Genomic DNA, 13,838 nt, shown 5'->3' with positions numbered 1-13,838 from the left:
AAGGGTTACCAGTACGGGTGCCAAATCTGTCGCAGCCGCGCCAGCAGTTCAAGATAGAAATAGTCTCCCCAGCTACAGCACTGATCGACGCCCTTACCGCTGCCCATATGATAAACCGAGTGCTGCAGCAGCCCTTCGGTCGGATCGTCGTCGTGAGCAAGGTAGTTATCGGTCAGCGACAGCGCAATACGCAGCGCCATCTCTTCATAATACGCACGGTTTGCGTCGAGCGTCGGCAGCGCCTTGACCAGCTCCAGCAGGCCACAGGCGGCAATCGCCGCCGCTGAACTGTCGCGCACAGCGTCGGTACCGAGCAGGGCCAAATCCCAGTGGCAAACATCATCTTCCGGCAGACGATTGAGGAAGTAATGCGCCAGGCTGCGTGACAGCTCCACCATCTGCTTATCGCCGGTGTGCTGATAGCTGAGCAGGAAGCCATAAATGCCCCATGCCTGGCCGCGCGACCAGCACGAGGTATCGCTGTAGCCCTGATGGGTGTTGCCAAAGCGCGGCTCACCCGTCTGCACATCCATATAGTAAGTGTGATAAGTCGAGGCATCTTCACGCACGATATAGTGCGCGGCCTGTCCTGCGTGTGCCGTCGCCGCCTGCGCATAGCGCGGATCCCCGGTCTGTTCGCTGGCCCAGTACAGCAGCGGCAGGTTCATATTGCAGTCGATGATCATTCTCCCCTGCTGCTCCGGGTCGTTTAAATCCCCCCACGCCTGAATAATGTTGGCCGTCGGGTTAAAGCGCTCCATCAGACGGTCGGCTGCCAGCAGCGCCGACTGGCGAGCGGCTTCGTTTCCGGTGAGGTGCCAGGCGCTGATGCAGGAGAGCGAATAGAGGAACCCGAGATCGTGCGTTGCGGTGTCGATGCGCTGCTCAATACGCCGGGCGAACGACGGCAAATAGCGTTCGGCGGCTTCACGATAATGCGCTTTGCCGGTCATCTCCCACGCCAGCCACAGCTGGCCAGGCCAAAAGCTGGTGGTCCATTCCACGTTATCGGTGCGCGGCCAGACGCCCTTCTCACAGGCCTCACCGGGGAACTTATCGCCGAAGGCGACAATATTTTTGTCGAGCTTGCGCGTGACGCGGGTTAACGCCGCTTCCAGCTTCTGGCTCAATGCCAGTCGATCGACCTGATGCAGTTCGATCGGCCGCAGCGCTTCGGTGATAACAGATTTGGTCATAACAACTCCTGAATTAATGTTTGGCCGGTTCAACCGGGGCGGTATCTAAAGCCGGAGCAAAGGATCGTGAATCATCGCGCTTCGACTGGCAGCGCGACAGCGTAAAGGCGGAAATCAGCGTAAATACCAGGGCGCAGCTGCCCATCAGCAGATAGGTATGCTCAAAGCCAATCTTGTCGTACAGATAGCCGGCAGGTGGGGCGACCACAATCGAACCCACGTAAATCATCGCCTGGTAGCCCAGCAGGTACATCGTGGCGTTAACCCGACGATGGAAATGCTCGGCGATGTATTTGAAGACCGAGATGAGCAGCAGCGCGATCTCGACGCCATAAAACGGTTTGATGATGGAGATAACAATCGGGTCACTGGTCAGCCCGGATGCGATCAGCCGTGCTCCGACCACGCAGCCGCAGAACAGGAGGCCGCGCTTAGCGCCGTAGTGGTTCACCAGCCACGGGATAAACATCATCATCACGAACTCCATCCCCGACTGGACGGTACTCAGGTAGCCGTACCAGGCATTCCCCTGCTCTTTGGTGGCGAAGAACGAGACGAAGTAGCGCGGGAACTGCTGTTCGGCGATAAACATCATCCACGCCACCCCGGCGACATAGAGGCTGAACATCCAGAATTTGCGGTTTTTCAGGAGCATCAGCACATCGGCGAAGACGATCTTATTAGCGGAAATGACGCTGTTATTGCGCAGCTGCTCATCGCCGATTTTGAGGCTAATCAGCACCAGCAGCATCAGTATCGAGGTACCGCTGCTGAGGAGAAAGTTGGCCAGCGGCGTAAAGTTAAACAACAGCCCGGAGACCGACGCCGCCATCGCCCAGCCCAGCGAACCCCACATTCTGATGCGACCAAACTCCAGGCCGTACAGGCGGCTAAAGCGGTCGGCGTAAGATTCAGACGCCGCCACGCCGGCGTACCAGCCCAGGCTGAGATACAGCGCGCCGATGATAATCCCCGCCATCGCATGGCTTTGCAGCAGCGGCTGGTACACCAGCGCAAAAAACGGCGCCATCAGCGCAGAAATGGCGCAGACAAAATAGAGCAGCCACTTGCTCATGCCGATTTTGTCCATGATGTAGCCGTACACCGGCTTCAGGACCACCGCGAAGACGCCATTGATGGCGAACACGCTGCCGATGGTGACGCTATCGAGGCCCACTTTCTGGCTCAGCCACAGGGCGTACAGGCCAAAGCTGGATGACCACGTGAAGAAGTAAAGGAAAATAAAGGTACTCATTTTGTACTGCGCGGCGCGTACGGACGATGATGTGCTCATAGCGATGCCTCCGGAGCCAGAACGAGCGTCGTTTCCTGTCGTGCCGTCACGAAGCGTACCGCGTCATCGCTAATGAAGGCCTGCGGGCAGCGTTGCGGATCGAAGTCGGCGGCATTTCCCGCCCACACCGCGCTGATTAACACATGCTTACCGGGGTCGAGCTCGCCGCGCAGCACTGGCACCGCTGCGCGCTCGGCGAACAGCAGATTACTGTTTGGCGGCGTCACCACCGTCTCGCCGCGGCGAGCGTGCGGATGTAAACAGAAAATGGCTGAGACATCCCGGGCATTGCGTAACCAGCAGGCGCTGTCGCTCTCGTGGACCTGCGGCTGCGGGCGGTTTGCCAGGCTAAAGCCGCCTTCCGCGCAGTCCAGCGCGCGCCGGGTATTGATACGATGAACGCGCAGCTGCCAGTCGCCCAGCGCCAGCAGCCAGCTATCAATCACCACGTCGCGCCACGGCAGCCAGCGGCTGTAAATAGTGCCGTCAGCGGTGACCACGTGCTGGCACTCGCGGCGGCCACGCCAGTAGTTATCCTTTTCGGCCAGCAGCAGCATCGAATCGGGCGCGGCATGGTTCAGGCCGTAGCGGCCGCGTTCGATGGTGAAGCCAAAGCGGGTGGAATAGGCAAATTTGCAGTATTTCGCTTCGGTGTTCACGAAGTTGTTCAGCTCCAGCTGGCCGGACGTCAGCATCCACAGGTGGTCGGCCTGATGTACCACCACCTGATCCGCGTGGGCTATCGTGTGCTGCGCGGGCAACGGCGGCAGCGGCAGCTCAGCCGCCTGCCAGAAGGCATCGCCCTCATCTAATGCCAGTACCAGCAGGGTCTTCAGGCCCCAGTACGGCGACCCCGGCGCGTTGTAGTCTTCCGCCATCGCCAGGTTCGGATAGCTGTAACCGACGCTTAGTATGCCGTCGCGGTCGAATATCGGCTGCTTCAGCCACCAGCGCAGATGGCGCAGGACGATGCCCTTCATCACGCCGGGCGAAAAGACTTCCAGCCCGGCGAAGGCCGCCGCACTCCAGAACGCCGCCTCGGCAAAGCGGTAGGTCAGGCTACGGCCAAACGGGATCGCCGCGCCGTCTTCGGCGAAGAAATGGATGAAGTCAGAGGAGAAACGCGCGGCGCGGTGACGCAGCGTTGCGCAACGCTTTGGATCGACCCCGGCCATGAGCTTCGCGTAAATCAGGCCATAGAAATGGAACCCCATCGAGATGTAATAGTCGCGCGGCCGTCCCGGACCATCGGCATACCAGCCATCGCCGAGATAGTAGTGCTCCATGGCAGCAAAATGATCTTCCAGTGCCTGAGAGTTGGTCGGCATGCCGCAATAATGGAAGCCGACCTGCACCAGAATCGGGAAGAAGTGCCAGTTGTTATCGGGGATTTCCTGGGTCTCGCACTGCTTTAGCCAGCGCCATAAATGCTCTTTCTCCGTCTCAGTGAAGTGTGCCAGTACGGTTTCACCCGCCAGCGCCAGCAGCAGCCCGTAGGCCGCCATCTCGACGATTCGCTGATCGTAAGGCCCGACGTCGCCCCAGTAATCGGCATGCTGCGGATCGGTGCCGTTTTTTATCGCCTGTAAATAGAATGAGAAGTACTGCGGCTCGCTGCCGCCAGCCAACAGCGGCGTCACGCCCCACAGCAGGCGGGAAAACGTTTCCATGCTCGCCACCTGCTGACCGTAGTGAGCGGTAAAGTTCGCTAAATCAATGCGGCTGGCGTCTTTTTTAAAATAAGGCGTCACCGCGTTCAGCATGTCGTTGACCAGCCGTAGCACCTCTTCCCGGCTTGTCAGTGGATTATCCAGATGAATATTTTCAGGTTGCACAGGGTCCTCCCGCATTACACGAGGGTAGAGATAAGTTATTGTTATTAGGCTTTTTAAAGCCACGAGTGCGACGTCTGTATGAAGAGTAACTGCTTTTATTCCTGGCGCTGAGTGAGCAGACTCACAAAATTAAACCGCCATTTCATTTTCACTGGATTTTGTCGGCCGCGAGGGGGATAAATTACAAATGATGGCCTAAAAATTTAAATCTGTTGTTCTGGAGGTAATATGGGTGAAACGCAACTACTGGAACGCATTACGCTCGATCGGCAGGCCATTTCTTTTAACCGCATGTACACCACCAGCGCGATTTACTACCACTGGCATCAATGCGTTGAATTGCTCTATATCTCCAGCGGCTACGGCATCGTGGTGGTGGATAACCAGCACTACACCGCCCGTCCGGGGCGACTCTTTATCTTCCCGCCCTTCCGTTTGCACAAAGTGCAGGTCGATCATAGCGATAAGAACCCCTATCACCGCACGACGATGCACATTGAGCAATCGGTCGTCGAAAGTGCGCTCGGCGCCTTCCCGCGCCATCAGGCCCGGTTCGCCGCGCTGGCCGCCAGCAATCTGCCAGCACAGATTTACGATCTCAGCAATCACGCGGCGTTTATTGAGAGGATCCTTGAACAGTTTCAGCGCCTGGAGGGCAACGAGCAGACCGAGGCCTGCGAGGTGGCCTTTCTGATGATGCAGCTCATGACGTTTCTGCCCGAGCAGCCGCCGCCCTACCCGCCGCGCCAGCAGACCGTCGCCTCGCGGATTATGAGCTGGGTCGAAGCCCACTATGCCAGCAAGTTTTCGCTCGACCAGCTAGCCCACGATCTGGGGCTTTCGCGCAGCTATACCTCACGAATTTTCCGCCAGCAGACCGGCGGTACCCTCCATGAATATTTGCTGACCCGGCGAATAAAAAGCAGCTGCGAGCTGTTACGGTACGGCGATGAGCCTGTTGACGCCATTGCCCTTGCAGTCGGGTTTAGCGAGGTGACCTATTTCATTACCTGCTTTAAAAAGATGATGCGTCAGACGCCACTGCAGTATCGGCGCAGTATCCGCTGCACCAGGATTCCCCGTTAAGGAATTTTTAACCAATCAAAAGGAGGGGATTCTGTGCATAAAAAAACCCAGGTCGCATAACGACCTGGGTTTCGAATTTGGCGGAAGCGTAGAGATTCGAACTCTAGAACCCTTTCGGGTCGCCGGTTTTCAAGACCGGTGCCTTCAACCGCTCGGCCACGCTTCCAAAGTGAGGCGCACTATAAACATCTATTAGCCCCTTGTAAAGCAGGAATTTTTCTATTTTGACCTGCCGGCGTTTGACTGCGCAAAAATCACCCATACGCTGCTCTCACGTCACTCAGCTCGACCTTGTACATACCGTAACATAGCAACGCTCATCCTTTTAAATCGCTCTGGTATAGAATGCCACAAAAATAAACGGTCATTTGTTGTGTAATTGTTATAAATCTGAGTACCCGCAGATTTAGAAATTACTGCCATGCAGTGTTACTGGTTGATGATGAAAATCAAAAATACGCTTTGCTTACATATCCTGATGGCGACCCTGGCCATTTTGTTCCTTTGTGTTCACCCGCTGGTGACGAGCTTCAATCCGCCCCTCACCTTCCAGCCGCTGATTAAATCAATGGCGGGCACGCCTAAAGAACAGGCGGAAAAAATTGCGACTATTTCCCATGCCTTAGAAGGGAATGCTATTTTCTTCATTGGCGCGTCTGAGGTTGCCACCTCAGAAGATGAACATTACGCCGTATATAATTACTTTAATAAGCAATTGCACAAACCCGTCGTGGCCTATGGCGATGCGTTCGTCGATGATGAAACGCAATTTTTACTGTTCTCACGTTTTAAAAATAGCCTTAATGCAAACAGTAAAGTTATTCTGCTTCTGGCACCTGACAGCTTTTACTCAAAAGGGCTGCCACCGGCTATCTATGCCGATAATTTTCCCGGTTCTATTTTTAATCCGCTAATGAAGGATCCGCAGGCGCGCCCGCTGCTGGTTAATTATTTAAAGCATATTGATAGTAAAGAAATAAGCCATTTAACCTTTGGCCAAATGCGCGTCTTTGGCTGGCACCCCGATCTGATGTGGGACGAGCTGAGCTTCCAGTTTGCCAACGTCTGCACCCTGATAAAAAACGACTGGCTGGCGCTGCTCAACGTTACGCCCCAGACGGTACAGCCCTGGCCGCAGCAGCCAACCACCCACGTTGCCCCTGACTGGGATAAAGAGCTGGCGAATGCGCGCGAGTTAAATAAAAAACGCCAGCAGAGCCCGGCTACGCTGTGGATGGACAAAACGATTTACGAAGAGGACGGTTCGCGGCAACAGTGGGATGACACGCCGGTCGTGCCTGCGCAAATCGCCGCGTTCAGTAAAACCGTCCAGTTGCTAAAAGAACGTCACGTGCAGGTGATTGCTATCGTCGACCCGGTTAATCCCTGGGCGCTTTACAATACCGATACCTTCCGCCCGGTGGATAAGCAAATTAAAACCATTCTGGAAAAGAACCAGATCCCTTATTTAGATATGTACGCCATGCCTTATCAGAATGGCTGGAACTGGGATCGTTTGCACCCTTCCGAACTGGCCTGGGTTCCTATGATTCGCTTTATTGCACAGAGTTTTAAATGATGAAAATCGCGATCCGTCTTTTTTTCCTTTATCTCCTGCTGGCGATCACCATCGTCGCGTGGACCTCTGTCGATGACAGCATGAGTATGCAGCTGCATTTTGAATATCAAAAGTTCTGAGGCCGAATGATGTACAGCTCAGGGATGTTTTTTGTTTATTTGTTTTCATCCGCGCTGGCGTTTGCGCTGGTTAATCGCGTATTACGCCATCGTCTGACCTGGTTATCTGCGCTGTCGGTGCTGACGGCGCTGGGATGGGGATATATATTTCAGGGCGATTATATTGTCCCCGCCGCCGTTTTTTTCAGCTTTTATGTTTTTGCCACGCTAAAAGAGAAGGAATGGTTAAAAACGTGGCAGGCGGTCGTTCTGACATTATTGCCGCTGCTGCTGGTGAAATTACACTTAAATAACCACTGGGGCATGATCGGTCTCTCTTTTATGACGTTCCGCGCGCTGGACGTACTGCTCTATCGCAGTAAAAAAGAAGGTCAGAATTTCCTGCACTATTTCTGTTATCTGTTTATGCCCTTTATTATCCTGGCCGGCCCAATGTACCGCTGGCGGACATGGATGAGTGACGTCAGCAAGCCCGTATTTGCCCTTAACCGTGAACAGTTTTTAGTCGCGTTAGAGCAAATCATTACCGGCATTGTCCAGAAGTTCCTGTTTGCCATGCTGATTGATTCGCTTGTCGTGCAGCCCTGGAGCCATAAGCCGTTTACGCTGACCGTGGGCGTGGTGATGTCGATTGCCTACAGCGCCTACCTGTACTTTGATTTTGCGGGCTACAGCAATATGGCCATCGGCGCGGGCCGCCTGTTTGGGCTCAACATTCCGGCAAACTTCAACATGCCGCTTCTGGCAAAGAACCCGCAGGATTTCTGGCGCCGCTTCCACATCAGCCTGTCTGAATGGCTGCGCGATGTGGTCTTTATGCCCGTTTATATGAACCTGATGAAATTCAACTTTTTCCGTCAGAACAAAACGCTGGCGCAAAATATCGGTATTTTTTGCACCTTATTCTGCATGGGGGCATGGAATGGCCTGGAACGCCATTACGTCATCAGCGGCGCGCTGTTTGGCGCGATTTCCGTCGCTCACAATATGCTGCTGTGGTCAGCCAAACGCAGCCCGGCATTGCACCGCGGCCTGCAGTATCCGGCCGTTGCGTTTTTAGGGCGAATTCTGACGCTGGGAAGCGCCGCGGGATCCCTTTACATCTTTAGTGGAATGTCACCTCTATGAAAAATCACTCCGATCTTCAGGAACTGCAGGATTTCTTACGTGCGGCATTATGCGATCCCGCCTCCCCGCAGCAGCTGGCCATCAGCGGCAGCGACGAAGCCTTAAGCTGGCTGCAGCTTTCCGCTGCCGTGACGGACTGGGCGCAGCGCTATCAGCGCTGCCAGCCTGTTGCCGGTACGCCGGTCGTATTGTACGGACACCAGCAGGCCGAATTCGCGGTGGCGATTTATAGCTGCCTGCTGCACAACATTCCGTACATCCCGGTGGACTGCATCTACCCGCAGGAGCGCCTGCGGGAGATCTGCCATCTGGCCAGCGCCCCTTACTATTACGACGTCGCGACCCGGCAGTTCATCGCCACCGGCGAAGCGGGCAAGGTGCTGGAGGAGCAGGATCTGGCCTACATCATGTTTACTTCAGGCAGTACCGGTAAACCTAAAGGCGTGCAGATTGGGCGTGAAAGCGTATGGCACTTCATGAAATGGGTCAGCCAGGACTTTTCACTGCCGGAAAAACCGGTCCTGATGAACCACGCGGTATTCAGCTTTGACCTCTCCCTGATCCCTTTGCTGGCCAATCTGGCGATGGGCGGACACATCGTGCTGAACGCCAAAGAGGACATTCAGAAAGAGAACTGGCTGGAGCGACTGAAAAGCAGCGCGGTCTCCGCCTGGGTTTCCACCCCCTCTTTTGCCTACCAGCAGCTGCTTTCCCCGCAGTTCAACAGCGAGTATTTGCCAGCGCTGAGCGTCTTCATCTTCATTGGTGAAGTGTTAAATAAGGCGCTGGTTAAACAGCTCCGCCGCCGTTTCCCGCAGGCCAAAATCATTAACTCCTATGGCCCTACGGAAGCGACCATCGCGACGACCGTGGTTGAAATCACGGATGCGATCCTGAACAGCGACAGCGCCGTGCTGCCGGTCGGAGTCATGATGCCTGAGAGCAAAATGGAAATTTCCGCCGACGGCGAGCTGATTATCTGGGGTAAAAACGTCATGCGCGGCTATCTCGGCCTGCCGCAGGAGAACGCGGCGAAATTACTCCGTCGGGAAGATGAAGCGTTTCGCGGCTACCGTACCGGCGATCTAGGCTATGAAGCGGGGCTGATCTACTGTCAGGGCCGCAACGACAGCCAGGTCAAACTGAACGGCTACCGTATTGAAATCAACGAGATAGAGAACCGCCTGCTGGCCATGTCCGGCATTAACGAAGCGGTGGTCCTGCCGCTGATGAAATCCTGCGGCAGCGTGCTGCGCATTGCCGCGTTCTGCGTGACGGATATGGCGCCGGACACCATCAAAACATCGCTGTCGAAGGTTGTTCCGCACTATATGGTGCCTTCACAAATTATCGTAAAAGACGCTTTGCCGCTGAATCCTAACGGCAAAATTGACCGCAAGCTGCTGGACGCTTACGCCCGCACAAATTAATGACTCCAGGAAAAATTATGGAACAAGAAATTCTCGCCCTGTTCGAAAAAGTGTTATCCCGTAAGGTGGGTTTTCACGATGAACTGATTGAATCCGACATTCTCGACTCCATCCTGGCGGTCGATATGGTGCTGGAAGTGCAGGACGTTTACGGCTGTATGATCCCGCCAACTGACGTGGCGACGGTGCTGAAAACCCCGGCGGACCTGGCTCGCTATATTGAAGAAAACCGCTAAACGCCCCTGCTGTTAATGCTGCCCTGAAGGCTCTGGAGGATCTCGCCAGAGCCTTCATTCGTTCCCCCTCCCCCTGAACGCTGTCCTGCTCCCTTTCACAGGAATGAAACCGACTGCTTTTACTATTTCTCCTACACTTTAGGAGTACTGTCGGTACGGTAAACAGAAAAAAGCCAACTTAATTAAGGCATTAATGATTCGCTGAGCGCTCAGCCGGGGAACGTTTTGCCTTTAACAGAGGAGTCTGCGGTATGGCATTCGTAACAACGAAAGACGGCGTCAATATTTACTACAAAGACTGGGGCCCAAAAGAGGCTCAACCTGTTGTTTTCCACCACGGCTGGCCGCTAAGTGCCGATGACTGGGATAACCAGATGCTCTTCTTCCTCGCAGAAGGCTATCGCGTTATCGCTATCGATCGTCGTGGTCACGGGCGTTCGGACCAGGTGAGTGAAGGCCACGATATGGATCATTATGCGGCCGACGCGTCAGCCGTGGTTGAAAGCCTGGATCTGCGCAATGCCGTGCACGTCGGTCACTCCACCGGCGGCGGCCAGGTCGCCCGCTATGTTGCGCAGTATGGGCAACCGCAGGGGCGCGTCGCCAAAGCGGTGCTCGTCAGCGCCGTGCCGCCGCTGATGGTCAAAACGGACAGTAACCCCGGCGGAACGCCCATCGATGTTTTCGACGGCTTCCGCAAAGCGCTGGCGGCTAACCGCGCCCAGTTTTACCTCGACGTCGCCAGCGGTCCTTTCTACGGTTTTAACCGTGAGGGAGCAGAGGTTTCACAGGGTACGATTCAGAACTGGTGGCGTCAGGGCATGATCGGCAGCGCCAAGGCCCACTATGAGGGGATAAAGGCGTTTTCAGAAACCGACCAGACGGAGGATCTAAAAACCATCACGGTTCCCGTTCTGGTGATGCAGGGCGACGACGATCAGGTCGTGCCGTATAAGAATGCTGCCCTGCTGCAGGACAAGCTGCTGGCGAACAGCGTACTGAAAATTTATCCGGGCTTCCCGCACGGGATGCATACCACCCATGCGGATACCATCAACGCGGACATCCTGGCCTTTATCCGCTCATAAACGTCAGGTTTGAGATTCACGTAAAAAGAAAAACCCCAGGTTCACGAGTAACCTGGGGTTTCTATCTGGCGGAAGCGCAGAGATTCGAACTCTGGAACCCTTTCGGGTCGCCGGTTTTCAAGACCGGTGCCTTCAACCGCTCGGCCACACTTCCTGAGTGAGGCGAACTATAAACACCTCACCGCGTGCTGTAAAGAGTGGCTGCACTCGTTCGCTGTAAAAATAGTCAAAACGTGTTTAATCGGTTGAACTGACGACACATCGACGATTTTATCAGCACAGGCTCAGTGTTTTTTGATGTACATATCTTTCGTGAAATAGTACCCCAGCTTATCCGGCGTAAATCCGCCGACCCACGGTTTCACCAGGTGCGTACGGACGTAGTGATAAACCGGAATGGCCGGCACATCGCGTCCCAGCAGATCTTCCGCCTGCTGGTAGTACTTACCCCGCTCTTCCGCTGATTTGGCTTTCGCGGCATCGATCAGCGCCCGATCGTAGTCCGGATTGCTGTACTGGCTGGTGTTTTCGCTGTCGCCCGTGCGGAAGTTATTCAGGAAGGTCGCCGCATCGTCATAATCGGCAATCCACGCATACCGCACCGCGTCAAAGTTGTGGGTGTGCATGGTATCCAGCATGGTTTTCCACTCCTGGTTTTGCAGCTTTGCCTCCACGCCAAGGTTTTTCTTCCACATGGAGCTGGCCGCAATCGCGATGCGCTGGTGCGATTCAGAGGTGTTGTAGAGCAGGTTAAAGCTCAGAGGATGGCTGGCGTTATATCCGGCCTCGTTCAGCAGCTTTTTCGCCTCCGCGATGCGCTTGTCCAGCGGCCAGCTGGCGTAATCCGGGTTCTTTAGCTTCACGCCGCCAATATCCGGCTGGCTGATGAGCCACGCCGGACGCTGCCCCTGCCCTAATACTTTTCCGGCAATGATGTCTTTATCCAGCGCCATGTTCAGCGCCTTACGCACGCGCGCGTCGTTGAACGGCGGACGGGTGGTATTGAATTCGTAGTAATAGGTCGCCAGCTGAGGTGAAACGTCCAGCTCGCTGCCCAGGGTTTTCTTGAGCTGGGCAAACTGGTTAATCGGCACCGTGTACACGATGTCAATTTCGCCCGCCTTATAGCGGTTCACATCCGAGGCCTCGGAGGTGATGGGCAGGTAGGTGACCTTGTTAATCACGGTATGCGCGTTATCCCAGTAGCGCGGGTTGCGCTCCGCCACGATGCGTTCGTTGACCACCCACTGCGACAGCTTATACGCCCCGCTGCTGACGAAATGTTCCGGTTTGGTCCACTTATCGCCGAAACGGCCAATCAGCACTTTATCCACCGGCACCAGAGACGGGTGCGCCAGCATCGCGAGGAAGGCCGCGTTTGGCTGGGTAAGCGTCACTTCCAGCGTGGTGTCGTTAATCGCTTTTACGCCCAGCGTATCGGGCGCTTTTTTCCCCTGAGCAATATCGGCCGCGTTGACGATATGCATGTTGCCCGGATAGCTGGCATACGGCGAAGCCGTTTTCGGATCGATCAGGCGCTGCCAGCTCCAGACTACATCCTCTGCGGTAATCGCCGTGCCGTCGCTCCAGGTGATGCCCGGGCGCAAATGGAACGTCCAGACGGTGTTGTCCTTGTTCTCCCATTTTTCCGCCAGTCGCGGTTGAACTTCTCCTGCCGGGGAAACGCCCACCAGCCCTTCGAATAAATCGCTGATAATATTGAATTCGACATCGCTTTCGACTTTATGCGGGTCGAGCGAAGCCGGTTCACTGCCGTTGTTTCTGACCAGTTCCTGTTTGTCGGCCAGCGCGGTTCCTGCCGGCACGTTCGCCGCCCAGGCTGCCGTGCTGGCGCACAGGATCCCGGCGGTGAGTAAAGTGAGCGTAAAGTTCGTGCGTGTTTGTGGTTTCATTTCCTTCGCCTTATTGTCTGTATTATGACGATCCGGAAATAACTCTTAGCGCCCGAACGGTAATAACGCAATATTTTTCAGTAACCTATAAGAGCTTGATCTGGTAAATTGTCGCAAACCGCTGTTCGTACTGGCGAAACGGTTTTCTGCAGAAGAAATAACCACCTCCGGCGCTAACGTGCTGAGTAAAGATGGGTAAAACCACTTTGAGACTGGCGTGCCGTTTCCTATTCTTTCCACTAATTACATCTGTCGTAAGAGAGTGACTCATGGATCGTATAATTACTTCTTCACGCGACCGCACATCGCTACTCAGCACCCACAAGGTGCTGCGCAATACCTATTTCATGCTCAGCCTGACGCTGGCATTTTCAGCGATCACCGCAACCGCCAGCACCGTGCTGATGCTGCCGTCTCCGGGGCTGATCCTGACGCTGGTGGGTATGTATGGTCTGATGTTCCTGACCTACAAAACCGCTGACAAGCCCGTCGGCATTCTGTCCGCGTTTGCCTTCACCGGCTTCCTGGGCTACATCCTGGGGCCGATGCTGAATGCGTATCTGTCTGCCGGAATGGGCGATCTTATCGGCATGGCGCTGGGCGGTACCGCGCTAGTGTTCTTCTGCTGCTCGGCCTACGTGCTGACCACGCGTAAGGACATGTCCTTCCTCGGCGGTATGCTGATGGCGGGTGTCGTGGTGGTGCTGGTGGGCATGGTGGCAAACATCTTCCTGCAGCTGCCTGCCCTGCATCTGGCGATCAGCGCCGTCTTTATTCTGATTTCTTCAGGCGCAATCCTGTTCGAAACCAGCAACATCATTCGCGGCGGTGAGACGAACTATATCCGCGCCACCGTGAGCCTGTACGTGTCGCTGTACAACATCTTCGTCAGCCTGTTGAGCATCTTGGGCTTCGCCAGCCGCGATTAAGCACA

General features: G+C 55.2%; 12 protein-coding genes and 2 tRNA genes. 8 read left to right on the top strand and 6 right to left on the bottom strand.

Translation table 11 applies throughout. The features are described 5' to 3' along the window. Positions 1–5: 5 nt before the first annotated feature. Genes ACOTZB_RS08650 through ACOTZB_RS08640 form a run of 3 tightly spaced genes read right to left on the bottom strand, consistent with a single transcriptional unit; the run spans position 6 to position 4,325 of the window. The gene (locus tag ACOTZB_RS08650; protein WP_421626905.1) at positions 6–1,196 is read right to left on the bottom strand and encodes a glycoside hydrolase family 88 protein; all 1,191 of its coding nucleotides are present in this window, start codon (positions 1,194–1,196) and stop codon (positions 6–8) included. A 13-nt stretch (positions 1,197–1,209) separates the two neighbouring features. Beyond that, entirely contained in the window at positions 1,210–2,490 is a 1,281-nt protein-coding gene (locus ACOTZB_RS08645; RefSeq protein ID WP_193804657.1) for an oligosaccharide MFS transporter, read from the bottom strand. Next, a complete protein-coding gene (locus tag ACOTZB_RS08640) occupies positions 2,487–4,325 on the bottom strand; it encodes a DUF2264 domain-containing protein (protein WP_421626904.1) in 1,839 nt (612 codons plus the stop codon). Before ACOTZB_RS08640 ends, ACOTZB_RS08645 begins: the two co-directional genes overlap by 4 nt. Before the next feature lie 228 nt (positions 4,326–4,553). Between ACOTZB_RS08640 and ACOTZB_RS08635 the strand changes: the two genes are divergently transcribed. Further along, complete coding sequence (locus ACOTZB_RS08635) at positions 4,554–5,411, top strand: helix-turn-helix domain-containing protein (protein WP_421626903.1); 858 nt, start codon at positions 4,554–4,556, stop codon at positions 5,409–5,411. 78 nt (positions 5,412–5,489) lie between these two features. Here ACOTZB_RS08635 and ACOTZB_RS08630 read toward each other — a convergent pair. Beyond that, a tRNA-Ser gene (locus ACOTZB_RS08630) sits at positions 5,490–5,577 on the bottom strand. A gap of 276 nt (positions 5,578–5,853) precedes the next feature. On the opposite strand from ACOTZB_RS08630, the gene ACOTZB_RS08625 reads away from it, so the two are divergent. The 6 genes from ACOTZB_RS08625 (at position 5,854) to ACOTZB_RS08600 (ending at position 10,991) form a co-directional block, all read left to right on the top strand. After that, the gene (locus ACOTZB_RS08625) at positions 5,854–6,990 is read left to right on the top strand and encodes a D-alanyl-lipoteichoic acid biosynthesis protein DltD (protein WP_421626945.1); all 1,137 of its coding nucleotides are present in this window, start codon (positions 5,854–5,856) and stop codon (positions 6,988–6,990) included. Then, the gene (locus ACOTZB_RS08620) at positions 6,987–7,109 is read left to right on the top strand and encodes a hypothetical protein (protein WP_023335174.1); all 123 of its coding nucleotides are present in this window, start codon (positions 6,987–6,989) and stop codon (positions 7,107–7,109) included. The genes ACOTZB_RS08625 and ACOTZB_RS08620 overlap by 4 nt, the downstream gene beginning before the upstream one ends. A 9-nt stretch (positions 7,110–7,118) precedes the next feature. Further along, positions 7,119–8,237 (top strand): MBOAT family O-acyltransferase, encoded by a 1,119-nt coding sequence (locus ACOTZB_RS08615; RefSeq protein ID WP_193807326.1) that lies wholly within the window; start codon positions 7,119–7,121, stop codon positions 8,235–8,237. Continuing rightward, positions 8,234–9,667, top strand: a complete 1,434-nt coding sequence (locus tag ACOTZB_RS08610) for an AMP-binding protein (protein ID WP_047652821.1) — start codon at positions 8,234–8,236, stop codon at positions 9,665–9,667. Before ACOTZB_RS08615 ends, ACOTZB_RS08610 begins: the two co-directional genes overlap by 4 nt. A gap of 17 nt (positions 9,668–9,684) precedes the next feature. Continuing rightward, positions 9,685–9,903: an acyl carrier protein gene (locus ACOTZB_RS08605; protein WP_008499867.1), complete on the top strand. Its 219-nt coding sequence runs from the start codon at positions 9,685–9,687 to the stop codon at positions 9,901–9,903. Between the two features lie 251 nt (positions 9,904–10,154). Then, on the top strand, positions 10,155–10,991 hold the full coding sequence (locus tag ACOTZB_RS08600) for an alpha/beta fold hydrolase (RefSeq protein WP_421626902.1): 837 nt from the start codon (positions 10,155–10,157) through the stop codon (positions 10,989–10,991). A 66-nt stretch (positions 10,992–11,057) separates the two neighbouring features. Here the strand turns inward: ACOTZB_RS08600 and ACOTZB_RS08595 are convergent. Together ACOTZB_RS08595 and ACOTZB_RS08590 are read right to left on the bottom strand one after the other, a co-directional pair. Next, positions 11,058–11,145, bottom strand: a tRNA-Ser gene (locus tag ACOTZB_RS08595). Between the two features lie 130 nt (positions 11,146–11,275). Continuing rightward, complete coding sequence (locus tag ACOTZB_RS08590; protein ID WP_421626901.1) at positions 11,276–12,904, bottom strand: ABC transporter substrate-binding protein; 1,629 nt, start codon at positions 12,902–12,904, stop codon at positions 11,276–11,278. A gap of 269 nt (positions 12,905–13,173) precedes the next feature. Between ACOTZB_RS08590 and yccA the strand changes: the two genes are divergently transcribed. Continuing rightward, positions 13,174–13,833 carry an FtsH protease modulator YccA gene (gene yccA / locus ACOTZB_RS08585; RefSeq protein ID WP_023335168.1) on the top strand — a complete coding sequence of 220 codons (660 nt, stop codon included), beginning with the start codon at positions 13,174–13,176 and terminating at the stop codon, positions 13,831–13,833. Positions 13,834–13,838 lie beyond the last annotated feature (5 nt).

Source organism: Enterobacter cloacae complex sp. SHL020, from assembly GCF_049236945.1.
Classification (GTDB): Bacteria; Pseudomonadota; Gammaproteobacteria; order Enterobacterales; family Enterobacteriaceae; genus Enterobacter; species Enterobacter dykesii.
Note: the sequence above shows the minus strand (reverse complement) of the source record. Positions and strands in the feature narration are given on the sequence as shown.